The sequence below is a fragment of the Sphingomonas sp. Leaf10 genome (genome assembly GCF_001421245.1).
Lineage (GTDB): Bacteria > Pseudomonadota > Alphaproteobacteria > Sphingomonadales > Sphingomonadaceae > Sphingomonas.
Window position 1 is genome coordinate 172,074 of the sequence record NZ_LMKE01000031.1, and the last position, 26,717, is coordinate 198,790.

The following is a 26,717-nucleotide window of genomic DNA, read 5'->3' on the forward strand; positions in this document are numbered from 1 at the left end:
GCGCGAAGCGCCGGAAGGGTGAGGGCGACGCACCACGCTACCCCCGCTTGAACGGGGTCATCTCGCCCAGATATTCCTGCTCCTGCCCAACCGCCGCGCGCTCGCGTTCCAGAAACTCGGCGACCGCGCGGTGAAACCCCGGATCGGGCAGGAAATGCGCCGACCATGTCGTGACCGGCACATAGCCGCGCGCCAGCTTGTGCTCGCCCTGCGCCCCCGCCTCGACCCGTTGCAAGCCCCGCGCGATCGCGGCATCGATCGCCTGATAATAGCATAGCTCGAAATGGAGGAACGGCACCTCCTCCACCGCGCCCCAATAGCGTCCATACAGCGCATCGCCGCCGATCAGGTTGAGCGCCCCCGCAATCGGCCGGCCGTCGCGCTCGGCAAGAATCAGCAGCACGTCATCGCCCATCGTCTCCGTCAACAGCGGAAAGAAGCTGCGCGTCAAATACGGCCGGCCCCACTTCCGGTTGCCGGTGTCCTGATAAAAGGCCCAGAACGCATCCCAATGTTCGGGCCGGATGTCGCGCCCGGTCAGGTGCCGCACCGTCAGCCCGTCGAGCGCCGCCGCGCGTTCCTTGCGGATCGCCTTGCGCTTGCGACTGGCAAGCTCGTTCAGGAAATCGTCGAAACCGCCATAGCCGCGATTGGCCCAGTGAAACTGCGTCCCCGCCCGCGTCAGCCAGCCCGCCGCCTGAAACGCAGCCAGCTGCGCCTCGTCGACAAAGGTCGCGTGCGCCGACGACAGCCCGTTCTGCCGCACTACCGCCTCGATCGCGCCGATCAGCGCTGGCGCCTGCTCGGCATCACGCAGCAGCAGTCGGGGGCCGGGCACCGGGGTGAAGGGCACCGCGATCTGCAGCTTGGGGTAATAATCGCCCCCCGCCCGCTCCCACGCATCGGCCCAGGCGTGATCGAACACATATTCGCCCTGGCTGTGCCCCTTGGCATAGGCGGGCGCGATTCCGACCGGCACGCCGGCGGCATCGTCGACGATGATCGGCAGCGGCTGCCATCCCGACCGACCGCCGACGCTGCCCGACGCCTCGAGCGCCGAGAGGAAGGCGTGGGACAGGAACGGATTGCCCGTGCCCGCGCACGCATCCCACTGATCGGCAGGTACGGCACGGACGCCCTCGGCGATACGGGCGGTGATGGTCGTCACGGTGGCGAAGATAGGGGGTGAGACGTTGCGAGGAAAGGTGTCGGCCGCCCATCACGTCACCCCAGCGCAGGCTGGGGTCTCTGCCGGCTCCTGTCCTGAACTATAACCGGGAGACCCCAGCCTTCGCTGGGGTGACGTGAGGAAAGCAGGCGCACCCTACTCCCGCGTAACCGTCAACCCATCGCGGAACAGTAGCTCGCGCCGCGGCACCGGAATCTCGATCCCGTTGTCCTTGAACAGGTCCCACAGCCGGTTGAGCACGTCGGACCGGACATTGCCGACCCCCTGTTCGGGGTCGCTGATCCACGCCAGTATCTCGTGCTCGACCGCATAATCGCCGTACGAGATCAGCCACACATTCGGCTTGGGACTGCGCAGCACGCGCGGGCTTTCCACCGCCGCCTGCAACATCAGCTTCTGCGCCAGCCGCAAATCGGTCTCATAGCCGACCCCGACCGGAATCCGTACCCGGACGTTGCGGTCGGAAAAGGACCAGTTCTCGACCTCCTGCGTCATCAGGTTTTCGTTGGGGATCAGATGTTCCTTGCCATCACGGGTGATGACCGACACCGCGCGCACCCCGATCTTGTTGACCCAGCCGAAGCTGTCGCCGACGACGATCACGTCGCCCGGCTTGATCGAGCGGTCCATCAACAGGATGATCCCTGCGATCAGATTGCCGACCGTCTTCTGCAACCCGAAGCCGACCGCCAGTCCCAATCCGCCCGAAAAGATCGCAAAGGTCGTCAGGTCGATGCCGAGCAGGTCGATCCCGAAGAAGAAGGCGGTGATGACCACCGCGATCGACGCCAGCTTTTGCGCCAGCAGTTTCTGCGCCGGGTCCAGCCCCTTGGCCTGCGCCACGCCATGCGCGACCAGCTTGTTGACGATCCGCACGATCGCATAGAGCACCACGGCGGTCAGCAGCGTGCTGACCAGCGCCAGCAGTGACAATCGCCGCCGCCCGATCGAAAAGCCGATCGCGTCGAGCGTATCGGTAATCGGCTCCAGCCCGCCGATCGCGCCCGACAGCACGGCGACGAACAGGATGAAACCGACGGTCCACGCCATCCACCGCGCCAGATGGACGCCGCGCAGCAACTGCACCGCCAGCCGCGCTACCGCCGCGCCCAGCGCCACGCCGACGACGATGTCGGCCAGCGCCCCCCAGTCGCGTCCCTGTGCGACGATCGCCAGCGCCAGCACCGCGACCAAATGGCGGACGATGTCGCACAGCCGTCCGACGATGCCGGTGGCATGCTCGCCCACCCGCTCACGCCACAGCCCGGTCAGCCCCGGCCCCGCCCAGCGCCCTGCGAACCAGCCGAGCGCCAACGACAACAGCACGAGGCCGAGCGCTACGCCTGCCTCGATCAATCCCGCGCCGCCGCCGACCGGCAGGCCGCGCGCCGCCAGCCAGTCGGCGACCCCGTTCACCGCGTCGCCCGGAACCGTGCGAGGCCGGCGTCGAGATCGGCGATGAGGTCGTCGGTATCCTCCAGCCCGATCTGCAACCGGATCATCGGTCCTTCGGCCGCGCGCCGGGTGACGCTGCGATAGCGATGCGGATCGATCGGCAGCGCAAGGCTTTCGAACCCGCCCCAGCTATAGCCGATGCCGAACAGCGCCAGCCCGTCGATCAGCGCCGCCCGTCCCGCATCGCTGCCGCCATCGAGGACGAAGGCGAACAGCCCGGCGCTCCCCCGGAAATCGCGGAGGAAGATGTCATGCCCCGGACAGCCGGGCAGCGCGGGATGCAGCACCCGCGCCACGCCCGGCTGTTCGCTCAGCCATCTGGCGACGCGGATCGACGATTCGCCATGCTGCTTCAGCCGCACCGCCATCGTGCGCAGACCCCGGGCGCCGAGTGCGGCATCGTCCGGCCCGACATGCTGGCCCAGTTGATAGGTCGCATCACGTAAACGTTGCCAATGCGACCCGACCGCCGTCGCCGATCCCAGCATCGCGTCCGAATGGCCGACGACATATTTAGTGCACGCCATGATCGTCACGTCGACGCCATGCGCCATCGCCGGGAACAGCAACGGCGTCGCCCAGGTATTGTCGAGAATGGTGGTGATGCCGCGTGCCCGCGCGATCGCCGTCATCGCCGGCACGTCCTGCACTTCGAAGGTCAGACTGCCGGGGCTTTCGAGAAACAGCACCCTGGTATTCGGCTGGATCAGCTGGGCGATCCCTGCCCCCACGACCGGATCGTACAGTGTCGTCTCCACCCCGATCGTCTTCAACATGCCGTTGGCGAAGGCGCGGGTCGGATCGTACGCGCTGTCGGGCAGCAACAGGTGATCGCCGGGCTTCAGATAGGCGAGCAGCGCCGTCGTGATCGCCGCGACCCCGGAGGGGTAGAGCAACGTCCCCCCCGCCCCCGGCTCCAATGCGGTCAGCGCCTCGGCCAGCGACCATTGGGTCGGCGTGCCGCGCCGGCCGTAATAGAGGCGGTGATGGGTGTCCGCGCCTGCCGCCGCGCGCAGATCGGCGACATCGTCGTACAGGATCGTCGACGCGCGCCAGACGGGCACGTTGACCACGCCGCCGGTCCATTCGTCGCGGCGGCCGCCGGTGACGACGCGGGTCGCCGGCGATTGCGGAATATCGTGCTTGCTCACGCGGTCACCTTCGGCGTCTGCGGGTCGGCCGCCCATTCGCTCCAGCTGCCATCATACAACGCTGCATCCCGTCCCAGCAGGTGCAGTGCAAAGGCGGGGATCGCAGCGGTGATGCCCGACCCGCAGGTCGTCGTCACCGGCCGGTCGAGATCGATACCTTCGCCTGCGAACAGCGCCGCCAGTTCGTCCGGCGATCGCCACGTCCCGTCGTCACGAAAGAAGCGCGCATAATGCAGGTTGCGGCTACCCGGAATATGCCCCGACGGCAGCCCGCGCGGATCGGCCTCGCTCCCGTCGAACCGCCCCGGCGAGCGGGCATCGACGAGTTGCGCCCCATCGCCCGCCAATATCATCGCCTTAGTCCGCACAGCCGCCAGATCGGGGTCGGCGACGAACCGCACCGGTTCCGCGACCGCCTCTCCGCTCTCGACGGGCAGCCCTTCACTCAGCCACTTCGCGAAGCCTCCTTCGAGGATCGCGACCGGCAGCGACGGCGCGAACCGTCGGAACAGCCACCATGCCCGCGCCGCCGTATGGTGCGGCGAGTTGTCGTACAGCACGACATGCGCATCCTGATCGACGCCGATCGCCCCGATCCGTTCGGCGAACTTATCGGCCGTCGGCAACGACGTCGCCTGACCGGTCGACAGGTGGCGCATGTCGAGGAAGCGCGCACCGGGGATATGCGCCGCGGCATATTCGGCGGCCTCGTCGCGCGGCGGATCGGGCTGGACGGGCACGAACGTCACGTCGAGGACGATCACGCCGGGAGTACCGATCCGATCGGCGAGCCACGCGGTGGAAACGAGCGATTGCATAGGTAAAAGGCTTAGGCGAGCGGCACCGCCGGTCAAGCATCCTATTCCGCTCCCCTCCTTGGAAGTGAGGGGTCGGGGGTGGGTTGGTCTGAGAGGGAACGTGACGCACGCCCCAAACCTACCCACCCCCAGCCCCTCCCTTCCAGGGAGGGGAGCAGATCCCCTCAGTCCGCGTATTTCGGCAGTTTATTCAACGCCTTCAGAAACCCCGCCGCCTGCTTCCGCAACGCCTGCTGCGTTTCCTCCGCCATGTTGTCCCAGCTGCGATACGGCATCGCCATGCGCGGATTGTTGCCGAACTTGTCGCGGTTGCGGACAACAAAGTCCCAATAGAGCGCGTTGAACGGGCACGCATCCGGCCCGATCCGCTGCTTCACGTCATACCGGCAAGACCTGCAATAATCGGACATCCGGTCGATATACGCCCCCGACGACGCATAGGGTTTAGACCCCAGCAGCCCGCCATCGCCGAACTGGCTCATCCCCAGCGTGTTGGGCAGCTCGACCCATTCATAGGCGTCGGCATAGACCTCCAGATACCAGCGATGCACCTGTTGCGGCTCGGCCCCGATCAGCAGCGCGAAATTGCCGGTGATCATCAATCGCTGGATATGATGGGCATAGGCGTTGGCCAGCGTCTGCCCGATCGCCTGGGACAGGCAGTGCATGTCGGTCTCGCCGGTCCAGTAGAAACCGGGCAGGTCGCGCTTCGCGTTCAGGAAGTTGCGCGTCACATAGTCCGGCCCTTCGCGCCAATAGATGCCGCGGACATATTCACGCCACCCGATCACCTGCCGGATGAAACCTTCGGCGGCGTTGATCTTCACCTTGCCGGCGACGAACTGCTTCTCGACCGCTCGGCACAGGTCGAGCGGATCGAGCAGCCCGGCATTGATGTAGGGTGAGAGCACCGCGTGCCACAGATACGGCTCGTCGGTCAGCATCGCGTCCTGATTGTCGCCGAACCCCGGCAGCGCATGGGTCAGGAACGCGCGTTGCTGGCGCAGCGCATCCTTGCGCGTCACCGCGAAGTCGAATCCGTCGAGCGTCCCGGCATGATCGCCGAAGCGCTCGCCGACCAGTTTCAACACGTCCTGCGTCACGGCATCGGGTTCGAACGACAGCGGGCGCGGCATCAGCATGTCGCGCTGTGCTGGCTTGCGATTGTCGTGATCGAAATTCCATTTGCCGCCGACCGGCTTGTCCCCTTCCATCAACAGCCCGGTCTCACGGCGCATGTCGCGATAGAAATACTCCATGCGCAGCTCGCGCCGCCCCTCCGCCCATGCCGCGAACCGCTCGTGCGAACATAAAAAGCGCGTGTCGGGCCGGATCGCGACGGGAATGCCGAAGATCGTCTCCCACGCCTCCAGCATCGCCTGCACCCGCCATTCGCCGGCTTCGGTGACTACGATACGCGTCGGGTCGTGCCGCTCGACCGCGCGGGCGATCTCGCCCGTGAAGCTGCCGGCATTGTCGGGATCGTCGAGCGTGACGTAATCGACGCTCCAGCCCGCCTCGCGCAGCGCCGATGCGTGATGCCGCATCGCGGCAAACAGGAACGCGATCTTCTTGGGATGATGGCGGACATAGGTCGCTTCCTCGACCACCTCCATCATCAGGATCGTGGTGCGATCGGGATCGGCGCGTTCCAGCGACGACAGGCCCATCGACAGCTGGTCACCCAGCACCGGGATCAGCACCCGTTCCATTCGCCCGCGCCTTCCCTTAAATGGCGGCCATGGACCCGAAATTCCTTGGCCAGGCCAGCCCGCTTCCCGCCAGTCCGGAAGCCGCCGAACTCGATTATGTTCCGAACCCGCGGAACACGCCCTATCTGGTGCGCTTCACTTCACCCGAATTCACCTCGCTGTGCCCGGTCACCGGCCAGCCCGACTTCGCGCATCTGGTCATCGATTATGTTCCGGCTACGACGATCGTCGAATCCAAGTCGTTGAAACTCTTCCTCGGCGCATTCCGCAACCATGCCGCCTTCCACGAGGATTGCACCGTCGGCATCGGCGAGCGGCTGTTCCGCGAAATGAACCCGGTATGGCTGCGCATCGGCGGCTATTGGTATCCGCGCGGCGGCATTCCGATCGACGTGTTCTGGCAATCGGGGGAACAACCCGCCGGCGTCTGGATTCCTGATCAGGGCGTCCCCGGCTATCGCGGACGCGGTTGATCATCGCATCGTCGCAACGTTTCGGCAGGCTTATTCTGCCGCAACGCACAAATCATGCAACTTTTATACATTTCGGAATGTTTCTGTTTGTGGACATCGTCCCTCCGAGGGACGGATTACCATATCGCAAAGAGGAACGCAGATGGACCGTATGGTCGCCATGAAGCCGCTCGACCGCATCGCGCTGATCGGTAACTTCCTGCCGCGCAAATGCGGGCTCGCGACCTTTACGACCGACACCTACAATGCGTTGCGCGATCGTTTCCCCGGTCTCGCGGTCGACGTCTATGCGATGGACGACCGGCCCGGCGCCTATGCCTATCCGCCGGAAGTGACCCATGCGATCGCACAGAACGACCGGATCGCCTATCTCGAAGCCGCCCGCCGGATCGAAGCGAGCGGGGCGCAGGCGGTGTGGGTCCAGCACGAATATGGCATCTATGGCGGTCCGGCGGGCGAACATATCGTCGGCCTGCTCGACCGGGTGAACGTACCGGTCGTCATCACGCTGCACACCATCCTAGAAAACCCCAATGCCGACGAGCGTCGCGTGCTCGAATCGCTATTGCGCCGCGCTGCAAAGGTGGTGGTGATGGCCGACAAGGGTCGCGAGATCCTGATGCGCGTCCACGGCACCGATGCCCGCAAGATCGTGATGATCCCGCACGGCGTCCATGATCGTCCGTTCGTCGCGCCCGATTCGATGAAGGACCGGTTCGGCTGGGAAGATCGTCCCGTCATTCTGACCTTCGGCCTGCTCGCCCCGAACAAGGGGATCGAGACGATGATCGACGCGATGCCCAAGGTCGCGGCACAGCATCCCGACGCGCTCTACGTCGTGCTCGGCGCGACGCATCCGCACCTGGTTGCGCATGAGGGCGAGGCGTATCGCGATCGGCTGAAGGCGCAGGCCGCCCGGCTGGGCGTCGCCGACAATGTCTGCTTCCTCGACGGCTTCGTCGAACAGGATGAACTTCTGGACTATCTCCAGGCCGCCGATCTCTACGTCACCCCCTACAGCAACCCGGCCCAGATCACGTCGGGCACGCTGTCCTACGCAGTCGGCGTGGGCAAGGTCGTGGTGTCGACGCCCTATGTCCATGCCACCGAAATCCTCGCTGACGGGCATGGCGTGATCGTCGACTTCGGCGATGCCGATGCATTCGCGCGGGAAATCATCGACCTGCTCGACAATGACGATCGTCGCGACACGCTGGCCGAACGTGCCTATGCCCGTGGGCGGACCATGCTGTTCCCGTGTCTTGCCGAAGCGGCGATGGTCGAAATCGAGCGCGCCGTCGCCACCCGTCCCAGTCGCGTGAAAACCCATGCCGATCTGACCGCGCTGACCCCCGACTTTGCCGCGGTGGAGCGGATGAGCGACGCGACCGGCATGTTGCAGCATTCGATCTATTCGGTGCCCGATCGCCGCCACGGCTATTGCATTGACGATAATGCCCGTGCGCTGATCCTGATGTCGCAGATCAAGGACCTCGATCCGGTCCAGCGCGACAAGTGGACGACCATCTACGCATCGTTCGTCCAATATGCGTGGAACCCCGACAAGCGCCGCTTCCGCAACTTCATGAACTTCGACCGTACCTGGTGCGAGGATGAAGGGTCGGAAGACTCGAACGGGCGTACGCTCTGGGCGCTGGCGATCACCGCCCGCGATGCGAAGTCGCACAAGCATCGCGACTGGGCGACCGCGCTATACGAACAGACCGCATCGATCGCGCTCGATCTCGGCTCTCCCCGCGCCCGGGCCTTTGCGATGCTGGCGGCGGTGGCGATGCTCGAGGTCAATTCCGGCCACGCTTTGTCCAGGGAAATCGCCAACCGCTTCGGCGCGGAACTGGTGACGCTGCTCGACGCGACCCGCCGCCCAGAATGGCAGTGGTTCGAAATCGTCCTCGCCTATGACAATGCCCGCCTGCCCGAAGCGATGATCCGCGCCGGCAAGGCATTGCAGCGCAACGATTTCCTGCAGGTCGGCCTCGACACGCTCGACTGGATCGTCAGCCGCCAGACCTCGCCCGAGGGTCGCTTCCGTGCAGTCGGCACCGAAAGCTTCGGTCGCCCATATGCCGAACCGCTCCCGTTCGACCAGCAGCCGCTGGAAGCACAGGCGACCGTCGAGGCATGCGCCGCCGCGTTCGAGGCGACCGGCGAACCGCGTTGGCGGGACGAAGCGGTCAAGGCGTATAACTGGTATCTCGGCGCCAACGACCTCGACCTGCCGCTGGCGACCGTCGCCGATGGCGGCTGTTTCGACGGGCTGATGCCGACCGGATTGAACCGCAATCAGGGCGCGGAGTCGATTCTCGCCCTGCAATTGGCGTCCTGTGCGATTTCAGCCCTTTCAAAGCGCCGCGCATCCGTGGCAGACCCGCGCCGCGCCGTGGCCTGATCGGCCGCGGCTTCGGCCGGGACTATTGGACGCGCGAATGCTGGACATCTACAACCACCCCATGCGGCTGTACGCCGATCCTTCGCGCGTGGTGGTGCGCCCCTTTCATATCGCATGGCAGCGTAACGGCTCCGCCCCCAGCCGCACCGAGCGGCTGGTCGGCGAAGTGCTGGCGATGTCGCCCGGCGAGGCACGCGCGCAGCTCGAAACCGTCCTCAAGGATTTCGAGGCGCGCCATTGGCAGACGCGCCGCGTGTTCATGACCCGCTATGACGAGATCGAGGCGGTGCTCGGCCTGAATGGCGCGGAGATCGGCGACGAAAAGCGCCAGCTGATCGGCGCCTATTTCTGCCACGAATACAGCTATGCCGCCGCCGCGTTGATGAACCCCAGCGCGGTACCGCATTTCGACCAGTCGGGCATGCCCGACGGATCGCTGCGCATCCTGATGTCGCTGCGCGCAGTCGGCGAAGGCCATATTTCGTCGGTCGCGTTCCGCGAAGGCATCATCACCGACGAGAACGAACTGACGCTGGCGCCCGAACCGCCCTTCGCCACCGCCGCCGACGCGATCGGTGAGGAGGACGAGGCGCCCGAGGGTGAGGTCACCGTCTTTCGCCATCGCGACTCGACGCTGTCGGGCACGGTCATCTTTCCGATCACCGAAGCCCAGTCGAAGGGGCTGGAGGACATGCGCCTCGTCCGCTTCCAGCATGACGATGGCAGCTTCGAATGGCTTGGCACCTACACCGCCTATAACGGATCGATGATCCAGTCGGAACTGCTGCGCACCCGCGACTTCCGCGCGTTCGACCTCGTTCCGATGACCGGCAGCGCCGCGCGGAACAAGGGCATGGGCCTGTTCCCGCGCAAGGTCGGCGGGCAATATATGATGATCGGCCGGCAGGACGGCGAAAACCTGTTCCTCATCAAATCGGACACGCTGACCCATTGGGACGAGGGCGAGATGCTGCTCAAGCCCGTTTATCCGTGGGAGCTGGTCCAGATCGGCAATTGCGGCCCGCCGATCGAGATCGACGAAGGCTGGCTGCTGCTGACCCACGGCGTTGGCGCGATGCGCAAATATGCGATCGGCGCGGTGCTGCTCGACAAGGATGATCCGTCGAAGGTGATCGGCCGCACCCGCGAACCGATCCTGGCCGCGGCGAACGAGGACCGCGAAGGCTATGTCCCCAACGTTGTCTATTCGTGCGGCGCGATCCGCCACGGCGACCGGATATTTATTCCCTATGGCGTGGCCGACAGCTCGGTCGCCTTCGCCTTCGTCACGATCGAGGCGCTGCTCGGCGCGATGTGAAAGGTCGAAGTCATCCCGGTGATCGCCGGGATGACGTTCGCACTCACAACCGGTGCAGCGCCTGCGTCGCGCTGCCCAGCACCGCCGCGCGCGCGCGCAGACTTGCGACCAGGAAATCGAGCTGTTCGTGCAGGAACCGGCGCGGCGTGGTGCCCAGCACCGCATGCGCATCGCGCAGGAAATGCGACGCGCTGAAATAGGCGGGATCGATCGTCGAATAATCGACCTCGCCACGCGATTCGATCAGCGGAATGATCGAGCGAAGGAAGCGCGAGCGGATCAGGAGCGTCTTCGGCAGGAAACCGAAATGCCGGCGACAGATGCGCCGCAGCACTTCGGGCGAAATATCCCATTCCCGTGCCGCCTGCGCCAGACCGCCCGGCGCGTCGTCGACCACCAGCCGCGCGATCCGGCGGATCAGCGCCTCATCGGGGCTGGGCGGGCCCATTTCGGCCAGCAGGAACGCGTCGAGCGCCGCCTTCACGCCATGTTCGTTCTCGACCGCCGACAGCGTCGCCACCAGCCGTTCGGTAAAGCCCGGCGGCGCGGCATCGGCCAGCGGCACGATACGATCGGCATACAGGTCGGCACCGCCCGCGAAAAGCCGTGACCAACCCAGCGCGCTGACGCCGAAGCCGATCATGATCCCGCCATTGGTGATCGTGCGCAGCGCATGGCTGCTCGGCCCGCACAGGCTCGCCTGCGGCATCGGATCGAACACGCGGTTGCCGATCCACACCGCGATCGGCCCGGCGTTCAGCGTCACCCGGACGTTGGCGGTGCCAGGCAGGAACCAGTTCTCCATGCCGATCGATGCCGGCCCACTGGCAGCATAGAGGTGATAGCCGGTCGTATAGTCCGACAGCGTCGGATCGGGCCGTTCGTACCGGATCGCCATGCCGGGCGGCATGGCGAACAGTGCGGGTGGAATGTCGGGCGTCTCGGTCCCCCCGATGACCGGCTGCATCCGGCTCAACCGCGGAACAGCCCGCCGAGCACGCCGCGCAGCAATCCGCCGACGACGCCACCGCTGTTCGCCCGGCCACCCCGGCCGGTGCCGAACACCTGCTTGCCGATCTCGTTGACGACGATCCGCCCGACCGCCGACCCCGCCGATCGCGTCGCCGATTGCGTGGCGCGTGCCCAGGGATTGTTCGCCGCCTCGCGCTCGGCGGCCCGCGCCGCCTTTTCCTCCTCGCGCGCTGCCCGGTCGGCGACGCGCTGTTCGGCGATGCGCTGCCGCTCGGCCTCCTTGGCTACGCGCGCGTCCTCCTTCGCCTGCAACGCCGCCTGCTTGTCGGCCGCGACCTGCGCCTTGGCAGCGGCGGCCGCGGCAGCGGCTTCCTCGGCCTTCGCTCCCAGCAATTCGGCCGCCGATTCGCGATCGATCGCGGAGTCGTAGCGGTCGCCGATCACGTCGGTCTCGATCAGCACGCCGCGTTCGACCGGCGTTACCGGCCCGACCCGCGACCGTGGCGGGCGGATCAGCGTGCGCTCGACCGGGCTGGGCGATCCATCGGCCTGCAACACCGATACCAGCGCCTCGCCGGTCTTCAGTTCGGTGATCGCCTGCGCGACATCGACGCCGGGATTGGCACGGAACGTCTCGGCCGCCGCCCGGATCGCGCGCGCTTCCTTGGGCGTAAAGGCGCGCAGGGCATGCTGCACCCGGTTGCCAAGTTGCCCGGCGACCGCATCGGGAATGTCGATCGGGTTCTGCGTCACGAAATAAATGCCGACGCCCTTCGACCGGATCAGCCGTACGACCTGTTCGACCTTGTCGACCAGCGCGTCGGAAGCATCGTCGAACAGCAGATGCGCTTCGTCGAAGAAGAAGACCAGCACCGGCTTGTCGGGGTCGCCGACCTCGGGCAGCGTCTCGAACAATTCGGACAGCATCCACAGCAGGAACGTCGCATACAGGCGCGGCGACGCCATCAGTTTGTCGGCGGACAGCACCGACACGACGCCGCGTCCGTCGTCGCTCACCCGCCGGAAATCGGCGAGATCGAGCGCCGGCTCGCCAAAGAACCGGTCGCCGCCCTGCGTCCGCAGTTGCAGCAGCGCCCGCTGGATCGCACCGACCGATTGCTTGCCGACATTGCCATAGCGGGTGGTCAGTTCGTCGGCCCGCTCGGCGACATGCGCCAGCATCGCCTGCAGATCGTCGAGGTCGAGCAGCAACAGCCCGTCCTCGTCGGCGACGTGGAAGGCGATGGTCAGCACCCCTTCCTGTATGTCGTTCAGGTTGAGCATCCGGCTGAGCAGCAGCGGCCCCATTTCCGACACCGTCGCCCGGATCGGGTGGCCGGCCTCCCCGAACAGGTCCCAGAACACGACCGGCGTGTCGCGATATTGCCAGTCGCTGTCACCGATCGCGGCGGCGCGTTCGGCAAAGGCGGCGTGCGGCTTGGCAGTCGTGCTGCCGGCCATGGCGATGCCCGACAGGTCGCCCTTCACATCGGCGACGAAGACCGGCACCCCGGCGGCGGAGAAGTTTTCGGCCAGTCCCTGCAACGTCACCGTCTTGCCGGTGCCGGTCGCCCCCGCGATCAGCCCGTGACGATTGCCGCGCCTGAGGACCAAAGACTGGCGGACGCCCCCGGCGGTCGCGCCCAGAAACAGTTCGGTCGTATCGGTCATGTCCCTGCCCTTTATCGTGGCAGGATATTACCCAGATTATGGCCCGCGTAAATTGCGTGAATTGCAAGGAAAGAGGGCGGCGATCTTACTCGCCGCCCCCGCATTACTTACTGATCGTCGACTGCGATCGCGACGAACGCAGGTGGCACCGATCCGCCCGGACCGATCGGCTGGACCTGCAACAGCAGCTTGCGCTTGGCGGCACGTGCTGCCGCCACCGCCCGGGCCAGTTCGGCTGACGACGTCACCGGCTGGCGATCCGCCGACAGGATGACGAAGCCGCGCCGCAGCTGCTTGGCCGCCGCATCGCTGTTCGGATCGACCGCAACGATCACGACCCCGCGCGTCGCCGCTTCCAGACCCAGCTGGCGCGCGATCGACGGGTTGAGCGGCTGCACCGCGATGCCGGCGGTCGCCGTCAGGCTGTCGTTCGCCGGCGGGGTCTTGGGCGCTTCGTTGGGATCGAACCGCTCATCTTGTGCCAGCAACTGCTCTTCGGACGGACGCGTGCCCAGCGTCACCGGGATCTGCTGGCGACGGCCATCGCGCAGCACGTCGAGCGTGACGCGGCTGCCCGGCGACTCCAGTCCGACCAGATAGGTCAGCGACTGTTGCGGCGTGATCTCCTTGCCATTGATCGCCAGGACCACATCGCCGACGCGGATGCCGGCACGCGCGGCCGGTTCGCCCGGCGATACGCTGCGGACCAGCGCGCCGCGATCCTTGCGGATGCCCAGCGCGTTGGCGATGTCCTCGCTCACGTCCTGCGGCCCGAGACCCAGATAGCCGCGCGCGACCGACTGACCCTTCATCAGCTTGTCGACGATCGGCTTGGCCTGTTCGGCGGGAATCGCGAAGCCGATGCCGATATTGCCGCCGGTCGGCGACAGGATCTGCGAATTGATGCCGATGACATTACCCTGCATGTCGAACATCGGCCCACCCGAATTGCCGCGGTTGATCGCGGCGTCGGTCTGGATGAAGCGATCATACGGCCCCTGACCCACGCGGTTCAGCGCCGAGATGATGCCGGCGGTCACCGTGCCCGACTGGCCGAGCGGGTTGCCGATCGTCACCACCCAGTCGCCGACCCGCGCCTGCCGCGAATCACCGAAGCGGACGAACGGGAAGTTCGCACCGTCGATCTTCAGCACCGCCAGATCGGACAGCGCATCGCGTCCGATCAGCTTCGCCTTATATTCCTTCTGGTCGGCCAGCGTCACGGTAATCGATTCGACTGTGGCGCCCTCCGCCCCCGCCGAGACGACATGGTTGTTGGTGACGATATAGCCGTCGTTGGAGATCAGGAACCCCGACCCGAGCGATTGCGCCTCCTGCGTCCGGCCACCGCCGCCGCCACCACCGCGTCCGCCGAAGAACTGCTCCAGCGGCGTGCCCTGGAACGGGTTCGCCTGCTGCTGCACGGTGATGCGCTGCGTGGTGGAAATGTTGACGACCGCGGGCGACAGGCGCGCGACCATGTCGGCGAAGCTCATCGGTGCGCCGGCGCGCGGAGCGGAGATGGCGTTGATCGCGCCGGGTTCGTTCTGCGCGGTCTGCGCCCCCGACGGGTTGAGCGTCAGGGTCGCGGCAGCGCCGCCCAGCAACAGAGCGGAAGTAATGGCGTAGGCGTAACGCACAGTTATTTGGTCCTCTCGAATTAGGCTCACAACCCCTTCGGGGGCAAACCTGCCATTGCCTTGCTGAACGCGGTTTGAATGTCCGGCGGCGGTTTAGCGTTCCCGCCCGCCGAACTCGCGAAGATAGCCGTTTTCGGGCGACAGGATGATCGACGTGCTGCCGCTCTGGTTCGGCGCCCCGGCAAAGGTCGTGCGATACGACTGCATCGCCCGCCAGAACGCGTAGAAATCGGCGTCCTTGCCAAAGCTCGCCGCATAGATGCGCGCGGCCTCCCCCTCGGCATTGGCGCGCACGACCTGTGCATCGCGCTGGCCCTGTGCCGCGATCGTCGCCGCTTCCTGTTCGCGGGCCGAACGCATCCGCGTCAGCGCCGACTCGAGCGGACTGCCATCGGGCAGGTCGGCATGCTTGATCCGCACGTCGACGATCTCGGCACCATATTGACGCGCAGTCCGCTGCAACGCGTTCTGGATATTGTCCATCACCGCGCCGCGTTCAGGGCTGAGCAACGTCGCGAACGGCCGCCGGCCGAGCTCGGCGCGCAGCGCCGACGACAGCAGCGGTTCGAGTTGCGCCGCGACGCGCTCCTCGGTGTTCGATGCCGATCCGGTCGAGATCACCGCCTGCAACGGATCGACGATCCGGAACCGGGCAAAGGCGTCGACCTCAAGCCGCAACTGGTCGGTCGACAGGACCGGCTGGTTGTTCAGCTCGATATCGAGCACGCGCTTGTCGATCCACACCACCCGGTCGAGGAACGGGATCTTGGCGACCAGCCCGGCCCCGGTCCGGCCGAACGGCTGATCGGCGCGATAGGGGTTGAGGATGTTGACCGGCTGCTGGAAGCGCAGGATCACCGCCTGTCGCGTCTCCGGCACGATCACGATCGTGCTGAAGAACAGGATGACCAATACCAGCAGCGCTATGCCCGCCGCCATCGGATTGCGCAGCCACCGGGTCATCGTGCCGCTCCCGTCGGCTGGGCCTGCGGCGTCGTGGGCGCCTCCGGCTCGGGGGTCGCCTGCTGGCGGCGACGCGCCTCGGGCAGCGGCAGATAGGCCTGCACGCCCGGCTGCACGATCGTCTTGTCGGCGCGGTTCAACACCTGCTCCATAGTCTCGTAATACAGCCGCCGGCGGGTCACGTCGGGGGACAGGCGATATTGTTCGTAGATCTTGTCGAATTCGGTCGCGTCACCCTGTGCGCGGGCGATCACCTGCTGCGCATAGGCGCGCGAACGGTTCAGGTTCGACTGCGCCTCCTGCTGCGCCGCCGTCACCGCCTTGAACGCATCGTCGACCTCGGCCGGGGCCGCCGCCTTCTGGATGCTGACGCCCAACACGCGGACGCCCGACTGATATTCGTCGAGCAGCGCCTGCATCCGCGTCTGCACCTCGGCCTCGATCTCGCCGCGACCCGAGCCGATCGCCTGCGTCAGGTTCTTGCCGGCCACCGCCGCGCGCATCGCGCTCTCGGCGACGGCGCGCACGGTTTCCTTCGGATTCTTGATTTCGAAGACATAGTCCTCGGGCGACTTGATGTTCCAGCGCACCGAATAGGCCAAGTCGACGATATTCTGGTCGCCGGTCAGCATCAGATTGGGCTGGGTCCCCTCGGGGAAGGATTCGGTGCGGGTGTTCTGCACGTCCTCGACCTGCACGCGCATGATCGGCGCGGGCAGGGTGAACTGAATGCCGGGGTTCAGCGTGCCGGTATAGCGGCCGAACATCGTCACCACGCCGCGTTCCTGCGGACCGATCGAATGGAAGCTGGTGAAACCGATCCACACCAGCACCAGCGCGGCGACCGCCGCCAGCCACAACCGCCCGGCATTGGCCGGGAACGACGGACCGCCGCCCGGTCCGCCAGTGCGCGCCCGCTTCAGAAATTCGTCGAGCGAGGTCGATCCGCCGACCCGGCCGCGCTTGCCGGCCGGGGGCAAGGACCACGGATTGCGCGGACCGTCATCGCCGCCGCCACCGCCCGATCCGTTCCCGGAATCGCCGCCGCCGCCCCATGGGCCCTTGTCGCTCATCCCCAGCACTTGCGCGCGTCCGCGCCGCCCCATGATCCATCGCATCCATCCTTTATAGGGGGCCGCCTTGCGTTTTACAGTGGTAACGCGCTTCCCCGACGCTACATCGCGGCCATGATCGCATCTTCGCCCGCCGCCGCCGCGCTCGACGCGCTGCTCGCCCCCGTCGCCGCCGGACGCGCCACGGTCCGGGTGACCGACGATCAGGCGAGCATCATCCTCGACGTCACCGGCCTGCCCCCCGCCGCACGCGACGCACTGGAGGCCGATGTCCGCGCCGCCGCCCTGTCCGCACCCGGCATCGCCGGCGTCCGCGTCGCGCAGACCAGCGAGCGCGTCGCGCAACGCATCGTCGCGGTGGCGAGCGGCAAGGGCGGGGTCGGCAAATCGACCCTCGCCGCCAATCTCGCCATCGCGCTCGCCCGCTCGGGCCGCAAGGTCGGCATGGTCGATGCCGACATCTATGGCCCGTCGCAGCCACGCCTGATGGGCGTCGACGGGATCAGGGCCGAGGCGCACGACAAGAAACTGGTGCCCGTAGCGACGAAGCTCGGCGTGCCGCTGCTGTCGATGGGGCAACTCGTCCCGGCCGGACAGGCGATCGCATGGCGCGGGCCGATGGCGGCGGGTGCCCTGACGCAACTGGTCGACGCGCATTGGGAAATGGCCGACACGCTGGTTGTCGACATGCCGCCGGGCACTGGCGACGTGCAGCTGACGATGATCCAGAAGCACAAGCCAGCCGGCGCGGTCATCGTCTCGACGCCGCAGGATCTGGCGCTGATCGATGCGACCCGCGCGATCGACCTGTTCGTCAAGGCCGGGGTGCCGATCATCGGCCTGGTCGAAAACATGGCCGGCTATGTCTGTCCGCATTGCGGTGAAGCGTCGGACCCGTTCGGCAGCGGCGGCGCGGAAGCACAGGCCGCCGCGCTCGGCATCCCGTTCCTCGGCCGCATCCCGCTGACGCTCGCCATCCGCAGCGCCTCGGACGCCGGCACGCCGCCTGCCGCCGGGAACGGCGCGGAGGCCGATCCGTTCACCAAGATTGCCGCACAGGTCGGCGACTGGCTGGCGAGAAACTGACATGCTCGACGATGACGGCATCCGCACTTTGTTGACCGAGGCAAGAACGATCGCACTGGTCGGCGCATCGGACCGGCCCGACCGGGCGTCCTATCGCGTGATGGCGTATCTCCAACGGCAGGGATATCGCGCGATCCCGGTCAATCCGCAGATCACCGGCGAGCATCTCCACGGCGAGTTCGTCTTCCGCGACCTCGACCAGATCGGCGAGCCGATCGACATCGTCGACATCTTCCGCAACTCGGCCGCTGCCGGCGAAGCGGTCGACGCGGCGATCGCGGTAGGTGCGAGGGCGGTGTGGATGCAGTTGGGCGTCATCAACGAAGCCGCCGCGGCGCGGGCGGAAGCGGCCGGGTTGCAGGTGGTGATGGATCGCTGCCCGGCGATCGAGATTCCTCGGCTGGGGGTGGCGGCGGTCGGGTAAGCCACTCCTTCCTCAACCCCCAGCCGTTCGTCCTGAGTAGCCATTGAGCTTGTCGAAATGGCGTATCGAAGGACCGCCTGTTACGGATGCTTCGATACGGGTCTTCGGCAAGCTCAGCACGAACGGGGGAACTGAACCGGCCTTCTCTCACCCCGTTTGGTTCGAGCAGCTTCGAGCTTGTCGAGAAGCGTCCGTCGAGAACGCATAGTTTGGGGCACCCCTTCTCGATTTCGGTTCTCGACAGGCTCGAACCTGCGCTCGAAGCAAACGGATGAGCTTGGATGGGGCTGGGAGGAACTGGAAGAGGAGGACACGCCCTGCCCCTTCAAATCCGTCCCCCCAAAACCCGCGCAAACAACGCCAGCATCCACCCGGTCGCCGTCACGAACAACGCCGGATCGTACCTAGGCCCCTCGTCGCGCAGAAACGCATGCTGCGCATTCACTTCATGCCAAGCATACACCGTCCCCGCGGCCTCCAAGGCGCCACGGATCGCCTCCCGCCCGGCATAGGGCACATGCGGGTCCTGCCGCCCCCACACGAACAGCATCTCCGCACCAATCTCACCGATCCGCGCCAAACTGTCGTCGCAGCGCCCCTCGCCCAGCGTGCCCGAATGGATATCGGTCGGATAGAAGCACGCCGCCGCCAGCACGCGGCCGTCGAGCGCCGCGCGATAGGCGAGGTGCCCGCCCAGACACACGCCCGCCACCCCGATCCGCCCCGAACAGGCTGGATGCGATTCGAGAAAATCGATCACCAGCGTGGCATCGGCATCGAACCCCGCCACCTGCTTGGCGAATTTCAGCTCGTTGCCGCGATCGGTCCCCGCCGGATCATAGGCCAGCACCGTGCCCGGCGCCTCATATTCGTGATAGACCTCGGGCACGGCCACGACATAGCCATGACCGGCGATGAACGCCGCCAGCCGCCGGATCGGTGCCGTCACCTGATAGATTTCCGAATAGAGCACCACGCCCGGAAACCGCCCCTCCGCCACCGGGCGAAAGACATGGGTCCGCATCACCCCGCCATCGGCGGTGGGAAGGTCGGCAAACTCGTCGCTGCGCAGGATCATGGCCGCGCCGTGCCGCCATCGGGCGCGACTGGCAAGGGCGGAACCGGATCGCTTGGCGATGCCGCGACCAGTTCCAGCCGCTGCGGCACCGTGCCCATCTCGATCCCCTCCGCGCGGAACCGGGTGAGTAGTTCGAGCAGGATGTTGCTCCGCGCGCGATACGCGGCCCGCGGCGATTCGACATGCGCGAAACAGTTGAACGCGATCCGATCGTTGACGATCGCATCGATGAAGGCGGACGGTGCCGGATCGGTCAATATCGCGACCTCCCGGGCAAAGGCATCCATCACTAGTTGCTGCACCGCCGCCGCATCGACACCGATCGGCACCGAAAACTGCACCTGAATCCGCCCCAACGGGCTGGCCAGCGTCTTGTTGAGCACCGATTTGGTGATGAGTTCGGAATTGGGCACGATCAGTGTCGAATGATCGGCCAGTTCGATCTCGGTCGATCGCACGCTGATCCGCTTCACATCGCCCTCGTCGGTGCCGACGCGGATCAGGTCGCCGATCTTGATCGGCCGTTCCGCCAGCAGGATCAGGCCCGACACGAAATTCTGGGTGATCGCCTGCAGGCCGAACCCGATGCCGACTGACAGCGCCGACAGCAGCAGCGCGATCCGCTCGACCCCGATGCCGAGCGACGCCAGCGCCCAGATCACCGCCAGCGCGATACCGACATAGCGTGCGACCAGACTGACCGAATTGCGCCCGCTGCCGTCCAGCTCGGTCGCGGGAAGATACCGCCCCTCCAGCCAGCGCATGAACCCGCGCACCAGCGTCAGCCCGATCGCCAGCACCGCGACCGACCGCAGGATCGCGCCGGGGGAGATCGTCACCCCGCCGACCTGAATGCCGCGCGCCAGATCGCCGAGCCGGGTAAAGATATCGGCGACGCCGCTGCCCCCGAACGGCAGCAGCCACAGCGCCAGCGCCAGTACCGCCAGCAGCACGCGCAGCACCCCCGACAGCAGCACCCCGAACTGGTCGACCGTCCCGCCGCGCAAGCCCAGCCCGCGCGTGAGGGCGAGGCCGAGCGGGCTGGACCGTTCGAACACCGTCGTCGCGACATCGTCGATGGCGACCAGCGCCAGATAGACCGCCGCGCCCAGCACCAGCGTCCACGCCGCCATCTGCCCGACCGACAGGCCGAACCCGATATAGCCCGCCGCCAGTGCCAGCAGCGCGACGCCGGCGACACCCCATGCGAACAGCGTGACGGCGGCCAGCCCGGTGCGGGCCGGTGCGGCCTCGCCCGTGCTTGCTTCGGCACGCAACCGGCCGATCGCGAACAGCCCGCTTGCGATCAGCAGGATATGCGCCAGCGCCAGCAGCGCGGCCGTCGCGGTACGCGCGGCGGCGCTGGTGCCGATCGCGCTGTGCCCGGCGTCGATCGCGATGGCGAACCCGGCCAGCAGGGCGAGAAGGAACGAATAGGGTCGCAACCGTGCCGCCAGCGCGTCACCGATCGGCGCGATCCGCCAGCTGGGGCTGCCGCGCATCAGCACCGCGCCCAGCACTGAACTGGTAAAGGCGGTGAAACCGATCGCCACCAGCCACTGGTCGAGCATCGCACTCCATGTCGGCGCGACCAGACCTGCCCAGCGCAGTCCGGCCAGTACCACGGTGGCGGCGAGCAGGGGCGCGAGCGTCCCGACCAGCACCCGGCCCAGCGCATTGGCCGACCGCCGCACTCGCCGCCCCGGCGCCCCCTCGATCAGCAATCGCTGCCCGACCCGTCCCGCCGCCAGCCGTGCCGGTCCGAGCAACAGGATGGCGATGGCGAGGCCCAGCAGCGCCGGCCACATCCGTCCCGGCGCGGCGGTGGCGACCGTGCGCACCTCGGCAGCGACGAACCGCTCGATCCGGTGCGCATCACGCGGCACCGCGCGCAGGATCGCGCTCCAGAATGCCGGCGTCAGCGGCGAAGCACCGCGACCGAACCATTTCTGACTGATCTCGGCGGCCTGCCCTTCTTGAATCTCATCGATAAGCTGCTGGGCCTCCACCGACAGCAACCGCGCGCGCTTGGTCGCCGAATCGATCGTGGTCCGCTGCCGCGCCAGCGCGGAGCGTTCGCTGCGGATCGCAGCATCCTCACCCGACGCCGCTGGCCCGAGTTGCGCCAGCCGCGCGTCGATCTGCGCCAGATCGACAGTCAGTTGCTGCGCGGCATCGAGCGTGGTGGCGCGCACCACCTGTGCCCGGGAACGCAGCGCCGCACGGTCGCTCTGTTCCAGTCGGGTGTCGAGCGCGCCGTCGACCAACCCCAATTCGCTGGCTGCCGCGTCCAGCCGGACAGCGACATCGCCGGCCCCCTGCGCCAGAGCCGGAATCGCCGTCACCATCAGCAGCAACGACAACAGGGTTCGGAACAACGCCATCATGCCCCCGGCCTATCGTCATCGCGCGGCGGGGACAATCGCGACGCTTTCCCGTTACGCGGACAGGCTGTAGATGGCCCGATGCTTCGCATCTCCGAACTCAAACTGCCGCTCAACCATCCCGAGGAGGCATTAACCGCCGCGATCCGCGATCGGCTGCGCATCACTCCCCGCGATCTGGTTCGGTACACGATCGCGCGCAAGGCGCATGACGCGCGCGACAAGGACGATATCCAGCTCGTCTATTCGGTCGACGTCACCGTCCGCAACGAAGCACAGGTGCTGGGACGCACGAAGCGCGACCGCAATGTCGGGCCGACGCCCGACACGGGCTATCGCTTCGTCGCAAAGGCACTCGCCGACTATGCCGGCCCCCGCCCGATCGTCGTCGGGACGGGGCCATGCGGATTGTTCGCCGGCCTCATCCTCGCGCAGATGGGCTTCCGCCCGATCATCCTCGAACGCGGCAAGGTGGTGCGGCAACGGACGCAGGATACCTGGGGCCTGTGGCGGCGCAGCGAACTGAACCCCGAATCGAACGTGCAGTTCGGCGAGGGCGGGGCCGGCACCTTTTCGGACGGGAAGCTGTGGAGCCAGATCAAGGATCCCCGCCATCTGGGCCGCAAGGTGCTGACCGAGTTCGTGAAGGCCGGCGCGCCCGAGGAAATCCTGACCGAGGCGCATCCGCATATCGGCACCTTTCGCCTTGTGCAGATGGTAGAATCGATGCGCGCGACCGTCGAGGAACTGGGCGGCGAGTACCGTTTCTCGCACCGCGTCGACGACATCGAACTGGACGAGCGCCCCGACGGCACGCGGCGGCTGACCGGGCTGAAGCTGTCGACCGGCGAGACGCTGGCCGCCGATGGTCCGGTCGTGCTGGCGCTGGGTCACAGCGCGCGCGACACCTTTCACATGCTGCACGATCGCGGCGTGTTCCTCGAAGCCAAGCCGTTCTCGATCGGTGTGCGCATCGAACATCCACAAAGCTGGATCGATCAGGCCCGGTTCGGGGCGTGCGCGGGGCATCCCGATCTCGGCGCGGCGGCCTATACGCTATCGCACCACTGCACCAACCAGCGGACGGTCTACAGCTTTTGCATGTGTCCGGGCGGGACCGTCGTCGCCGCGACCTCCGAACCGGGGCGCGTCGCGACGAACGGCATGAGCCAATATTCGCGCAACGAACGCAACGCCAATTCCGGCATCGTCGTCGGCATCGATCCGGCGCGCGACTATCCCGGCCATCCGCTCGCCGGCATCGCACTGCAACGCCATTGGGAAGAACGTGCCTACGCCGCAGGCGGTGGCGACTATCGTGCTCCGGCGCAGTTGCTCGGCGATTTTCTTGCCGGACGCCCATCGGCGGCCCTACGTAGCGTGATCCCGTCCTATCGTCCCGGCGTCCACCTGACCGACCTGTCGGAATGCCTGCCCGATTTCGTGGTGACGGCGATGCGCGAGGCGCTGGTCGCATTCGGTCGCACGATTCCGGGCTACGACCATCCCGATGCGGTGATGACCGGGGTGGAGACCCGGACATCGTCGCCGGTGCGGATCACGCGGGGGGAGGATTTCCAAAGCCTCAACACCGCGAACCTTTTCCCCGCCGGCGAAGGGGCCGGCTATGCCGGTGGTATCCTGTCCGCGGCGGTCGATGGCATCAAGGTCGCGGAGGCGGTCGGCCGCGCCTTGGTAAAGTAGGTCAGGCGATCGGCACGACCGGCGCGGCGGCCGACAGCAGGACGGCGGAGACGAAGAACGCGGCAAAGGCGGCGGCGAACTGCTGGCGAAGGTCAAGGCGGATCATGATACATACTCCCTGCTTTGGCCGGGCGAACCATCTCGCCGGCAATGCCAATAGCATTGCAGGGGGCGTGCCATATTTTTAAGATATTGGTTTAGAACAATCTTCTTCTCGCAGACAGTCGGCGCATGTCGATATTAGTGCAATCTCCACCAGCAGTTAGCGCGTTTCGCCAACCATTTGGTTTCGCCCGCCACGTTTAGCCGCATACAGCAGGCGATCCGCCCGCGCGATGCCCTCGGTAATCGTCTCGCCCGACCGCAGCGTCACCAGCCCGGCCGACAGGGTGATCCCTTCGATCACCGTATCACTTTCCCGCAACCGGTAGCGCCGCGCACCGACCGCCCGCCGCGCGCGTTCGAGCAGCGCGCCGGCACTCGCCAGATCGATGCCGCCCAGCAGCACGGCAAATTCCTCGCCGCCATAGCGTGCGACCAGCTGCCCGGCACATTCGCGCGTCAGCGTCGCCGCAATCGCCTTCAGCACGCGGTCGCCGACCGGATGGCCGTGTTGGTCGTTGACCGACTTGAAATGATCGACATCGCACAGGGCGACGTGGAACGGGCCACCGGCCCGGTCCGCCAACGCCGCTTCGAATGCGCGGCGATTGGGCAGTTCGGTCAGCGGGTCGCGCCGGGCATCCTGATGCGCCGCGGCCAGTTCCTCGCGCAGCCCGCTCGCTTCGTGCTTCGCCTGCGCCAGCCGCGATTCGGCGATCTCGACGCGTGCGCGCATCGTCGCGGTGATCCGGGCGAGATCGGCAATCGCAGCAGCGACGTCGATACACGGCACTGCCCGCAACGCATCGGCGCTGGCGGCAAGATCGCGACCGAAATCGCGGGTTTCGTCGTGCATCGCCGCGACCGTCGATTCGAACCCGGCGACCAGACGCTGCGTTTCGGCAGCGCGCGGGTCCGGCCCGGTGGAAGCCGGTGCGACAGGTGCTGCGACAATGCGCCCGGGCGCGGCGGATTCGATGGCGTTGCCCAGTTCCTCGACCTCGCCGCCGCTCAGTCGGATGCCGCCATCGGTACGCCGGGCGACCTCGCGCGCCAGGTGGCCCGCCGGATCGCTCATCACGCGATAGGCGAAGGTGTAGTTGACCGGGGTGGGTTCGAGACGTTGATCTTCGAGGAAAGTAAGGATCGCACGAACCAGGCCGTTGCCGGCCGGGGCTGCGCTACCGAGTCTTTCCAGATACACCGCGTTGTCCCTCCGCACCCGCGAAACCGTCGACAGAGGGACTATGCCGCAGTTGCTAAGATCAGGTTGCGCCGAAATTTACCCTCTGTGCACGATTGAGGATTCGACGCGCCGTCCGATCAACGCGGTGCGGCGAGGCCACGTACCGCCGCCAACGTGGTGCGGACATGGTCGGCGGGGTTCATGTCGGAATGGACGAAGGCGATCCGGCCATCGCGTCCAATGACATAGCTGGTGCGCGTGGTCATCGTCGGCGCCTTGCCATCGGCACCGGTCGGACGGTTGAGCGCGACGTCGAAGCCCTGGATCACGCGCGGACCGGCACTGGCGACGGCGAAACGGCCGGCGCAATGCTCGTTCGAAAAAGCCTGCAATTTACCGATCGGGTCGGCCGACATGCCGATCACGGTCGCGCCCGCCGCCTTGAACTGATCGACCGAGTCGGCGAACGCCTTCGCCTCGGCATTGCAGCCGCCGGTAAACGCCGCCGGGAAGAAGTAGAGGACGACCGGTCCCTTGCGCAGCTGCGAGCGCAGGTTGAGCGTGAACGCCTTGCCCGCGATCGCCGCCTGGGTGGTGAAATCGGGTGCCTTGGCACCGGGCGCGAGGGCCGCCGACAGTGGCGCCGCGAACGGCAGGGTCAGGGCGGCGGCGAGCAGGGTGATACGCATCGGGCGGGTTCCTTGGTCGGAAAGATTGTCGTCGATCATGCTAACGCGTGAAGGCGATGCCAAGTCGCGCGCTCGAACTGCGCAGACGATAATCGTCGATCGCCTCCCCGTAACCGCTGAAAGCCTGTCCGAAAACGTACAGTCCGGTGCCGCCGCCGATCCGGGTCAGCGGATAGGATGCGAACAATTCGCCGGCCCGCCTGCTGCCCAGCGGATTGCGCAGGGTGGCGGCGATCCGCAACCCGTCGGCCTGTCCGATCGCCGCGCCCAGCGACCAGTTTCCCCAATAGCGGTCGAGATCGCGATAGCCGGTGCCGACATAGGTCCATGCTTTCGGCGTCGCCTCGACCTGCCAGCCATCGCCGATCGGCAGCGCGTAGCTGGCGGAGGCGAACAGGCGGTTCACGTCGATCGACCCGGCATCGCGCCCGTTCGAATCATGGGCATAGCCGACCGCACCGACCAGATCGTTGGTCAGCGCGCGCTGATAATAGACTTCGGGGCTGTAATTGGTGCTGCGGAACGGGCCGGACGGTGCGTCGATCGCCCAGAACATCGTCTGCGTCCACGCGAGCCGCACGCCGTCGAGCAGCCCCGCACCGTCGAACGGACGCACGGCAAGGCTGAATTGCAGCTTGGCGCCGTCCGATCCGAGGCCGAACGCGCCATAGATCGGTTCATGCGGTTCGAACCGGTCGAGAAAGCCCGATCTGGTGCCGCTTGCGGTGGCAACCACCGTCTCGGCATCCTTGGCGGGTATCGGCGGCGTCGCCTGTGCAACCGCCGGGGCGACGACCCGGTAGCGCAGCGTACGGAAGCCGCCCGGCGCGACCGTGGCTGTCGCCGTGTCGACCGGTACGATCCGCAGCCGCGTCCCATCGGCGGCGACGACCGTCATCTCGCTCGGCACCGCCTCGACCGGCTCGCTGCCTTCGTTGAGCGCGAAGACCTGCACGCCGGATTCCGCCGCACCGGCAGAGGCCGGCGGTTCGGCAACGATTCGCAGGGTTTGCGGGGCGGCGAGCAGCAGGGCGAGCGCGATCATGCCCCCGTCTGTGCCAGCCATTTGCGACAACCGCGAGCAGCGTTTGCGCTTTGCCCGCTCCCCCGCCTATCTGGAGTCCGTTCGAAAACACGCGATCTTGCGTGTTTTTGGGCGGTGCCGGCCCGCTCCCCCACCCGGCCACCCATCGAGGATACCGTGCGGGTGGCCGGGTGG

The 26,717-nt window shown here is 66.7% G+C and carries 21 protein-coding genes; 6 read left to right on the top strand and 15 right to left on the bottom strand.

The genetic code is table 11. The features are described 5' to 3' along the window. Positions 1-37: 37 nt before the first annotated feature. From ASE59_RS16095 to ASE59_RS16115, 5 genes are all read right to left on the bottom strand, one after another. Positions 38-1,168 carry a GNAT family N-acetyltransferase gene (locus tag ASE59_RS16095; RefSeq protein ID WP_056458579.1) on the bottom strand — a complete coding sequence of 377 codons (1,131 nt, stop codon included), beginning with the start codon at positions 1,166-1,168 and terminating at the stop codon, positions 38-40. A 156-nt stretch (positions 1,169-1,324) separates the two neighbouring features. After that, positions 1,325-2,605, bottom strand: coding sequence for a mechanosensitive ion channel family protein (locus ASE59_RS16100; RefSeq protein WP_056458581.1), 1,281 nt, complete (start codon positions 2,603-2,605; stop codon positions 1,325-1,327). Next, positions 2,602-3,795, bottom strand: coding sequence for a cystathionine beta-lyase (metC, locus tag ASE59_RS16105; protein ID WP_056458723.1), 1,194 nt, complete (start codon positions 3,793-3,795; stop codon positions 2,602-2,604). The genes ASE59_RS16100 and metC overlap by 4 nt, the downstream gene beginning before the upstream one ends. Continuing rightward, positions 3,792-4,613 carry a sulfurtransferase gene (locus tag ASE59_RS16110; RefSeq protein WP_056458583.1) on the bottom strand — a complete coding sequence of 274 codons (822 nt, stop codon included), beginning with the start codon at positions 4,611-4,613 and terminating at the stop codon, positions 3,792-3,794. Before ASE59_RS16110 ends, metC begins: the two co-directional genes overlap by 4 nt. 164 nt (positions 4,614-4,777) lie before the next feature. After that, positions 4,778-6,325 (bottom strand): cryptochrome/photolyase family protein, encoded by a 1,548-nt coding sequence (locus tag ASE59_RS16115; RefSeq protein ID WP_056458585.1) that lies wholly within the window; start codon positions 6,323-6,325, stop codon positions 4,778-4,780. A 29-nt stretch (positions 6,326-6,354) separates the two neighbouring features. On the opposite strand from ASE59_RS16115, the gene queF reads away from it, so the two are divergent. The 3 genes from queF to ASE59_RS16130 all read left to right on the top strand — a co-directional run bounded on the left by queF (position 6,355) and on the right by ASE59_RS16130 (position 10,526). Next, positions 6,355-6,798, top strand: a complete 444-nt coding sequence (gene queF, locus ASE59_RS16120) for a preQ(1) synthase (RefSeq protein WP_056458588.1) — start codon at positions 6,355-6,357, stop codon at positions 6,796-6,798. A gap of 142 nt (positions 6,799-6,940) precedes the next feature. Next, complete coding sequence (locus ASE59_RS16125; protein WP_156360125.1) at positions 6,941-9,208, top strand: glycosyltransferase family 4 protein; 2,268 nt, start codon at positions 6,941-6,943, stop codon at positions 9,206-9,208. Between the two features lie 37 nt (positions 9,209-9,245). Continuing rightward, a complete protein-coding gene (locus ASE59_RS16130) occupies positions 9,246-10,526 on the top strand; it encodes a glycoside hydrolase family 130 protein (protein ID WP_056458592.1) in 1,281 nt (426 codons plus the stop codon). Between the two features lie 43 nt (positions 10,527-10,569). Here the strand turns inward: ASE59_RS16130 and ASE59_RS16135 are convergent, their stop codons facing one another. From ASE59_RS16135 to hflK, 5 genes are all read right to left on the bottom strand, one after another. After that, positions 10,570-11,493: a hypothetical protein gene (locus ASE59_RS16135; RefSeq protein WP_056458595.1), complete on the bottom strand. Its 924-nt coding sequence runs from the start codon at positions 11,491-11,493 to the stop codon at positions 10,570-10,572. 5 nt (positions 11,494-11,498) lie between these two features. Continuing rightward, positions 11,499-13,169 (bottom strand): helicase HerA-like domain-containing protein, encoded by a 1,671-nt coding sequence (locus ASE59_RS16140; protein WP_056458598.1) that lies wholly within the window; start codon positions 13,167-13,169, stop codon positions 11,499-11,501. A gap of 107 nt (positions 13,170-13,276) precedes the next feature. Beyond that, on the bottom strand, positions 13,277-14,809 hold the full coding sequence (locus ASE59_RS16145) for a Do family serine endopeptidase (RefSeq protein ID WP_056458601.1): 1,533 nt from the start codon (positions 14,807-14,809) through the stop codon (positions 13,277-13,279). Between the two features lie 93 nt (positions 14,810-14,902). Beyond that, positions 14,903-15,772 carry a protease modulator HflC gene (gene hflC, locus ASE59_RS16150; RefSeq protein WP_056458603.1) on the bottom strand — a complete coding sequence of 290 codons (870 nt, stop codon included), beginning with the start codon at positions 15,770-15,772 and terminating at the stop codon, positions 14,903-14,905. After that, positions 15,769-16,890 (bottom strand): protease modulator HflK, encoded by a 1,122-nt coding sequence (gene hflK, locus ASE59_RS16155; protein WP_056458605.1) that lies wholly within the window; start codon positions 16,888-16,890, stop codon positions 15,769-15,771. The genes hflC and hflK overlap by 4 nt, the downstream gene beginning before the upstream one ends. Positions 16,891-16,959: 69 nt before the next feature. Between hflK and ASE59_RS16160 the strand changes: the two genes are divergently transcribed. Both ASE59_RS16160 and ASE59_RS16165 read left to right on the top strand, forming a co-directional pair. After that, the gene (locus tag ASE59_RS16160; RefSeq protein WP_056458608.1) at positions 16,960-17,931 is read left to right on the top strand and encodes an Mrp/NBP35 family ATP-binding protein; all 972 of its coding nucleotides are present in this window, start codon (positions 16,960-16,962) and stop codon (positions 17,929-17,931) included. A 1-nt stretch (position 17,932) separates the two neighbouring features. Beyond that, complete coding sequence (locus tag ASE59_RS16165; protein WP_056458611.1) at positions 17,933-18,355, top strand: CoA-binding protein; 423 nt, start codon at positions 17,933-17,935, stop codon at positions 18,353-18,355. A gap of 325 nt (positions 18,356-18,680) precedes the next feature. Here ASE59_RS16165 and ASE59_RS16170 read toward each other — a convergent pair whose 3' ends face one another. Further along, positions 18,681-19,433, bottom strand: coding sequence for a dienelactone hydrolase family protein (locus tag ASE59_RS16170; RefSeq protein WP_056458613.1), 753 nt, complete (start codon positions 19,431-19,433; stop codon positions 18,681-18,683). Beyond that, positions 19,430-21,820 (bottom strand): DUF3772 domain-containing protein, encoded by a 2,391-nt coding sequence (locus tag ASE59_RS16175; RefSeq protein WP_056458617.1) that lies wholly within the window; start codon positions 21,818-21,820, stop codon positions 19,430-19,432. Before ASE59_RS16175 ends, ASE59_RS16170 begins: the two co-directional genes overlap by 4 nt. A gap of 78 nt (positions 21,821-21,898) precedes the next feature. On the opposite strand from ASE59_RS16175, the gene ASE59_RS16180 reads away from it, so the two are divergent. Further along, positions 21,899-23,521, top strand: coding sequence for an NAD(P)/FAD-dependent oxidoreductase (locus ASE59_RS16180; RefSeq protein WP_056458620.1), 1,623 nt, complete (start codon positions 21,899-21,901; stop codon positions 23,519-23,521). Positions 23,522-23,783: 262 nt separating this feature from the next. Here the strand turns inward: ASE59_RS16180 and ASE59_RS16185 are convergent, their stop codons facing one another. The 3 genes from ASE59_RS16185 to ASE59_RS16195 all read right to left on the bottom strand — a co-directional run bounded on the left by ASE59_RS16185 (position 23,784) and on the right by ASE59_RS16195 (position 26,543). Further along, positions 23,784-24,827 carry a GGDEF domain-containing protein gene (locus ASE59_RS16185; RefSeq protein ID WP_156360126.1) on the bottom strand — a complete coding sequence of 348 codons (1,044 nt, stop codon included), beginning with the start codon at positions 24,825-24,827 and terminating at the stop codon, positions 23,784-23,786. A gap of 119 nt (positions 24,828-24,946) precedes the next feature. Continuing rightward, entirely contained in the window at positions 24,947-25,498 is a 552-nt protein-coding gene (locus ASE59_RS16190) for a peroxiredoxin (RefSeq protein WP_056458732.1), read from the bottom strand. A gap of 40 nt (positions 25,499-25,538) precedes the next feature. Continuing rightward, on the bottom strand, positions 25,539-26,543 hold the full coding sequence (locus ASE59_RS16195) for a phospholipase A (RefSeq protein WP_056458623.1): 1,005 nt from the start codon (positions 26,541-26,543) through the stop codon (positions 25,539-25,541). Positions 26,544-26,717 lie beyond the last annotated feature (174 nt).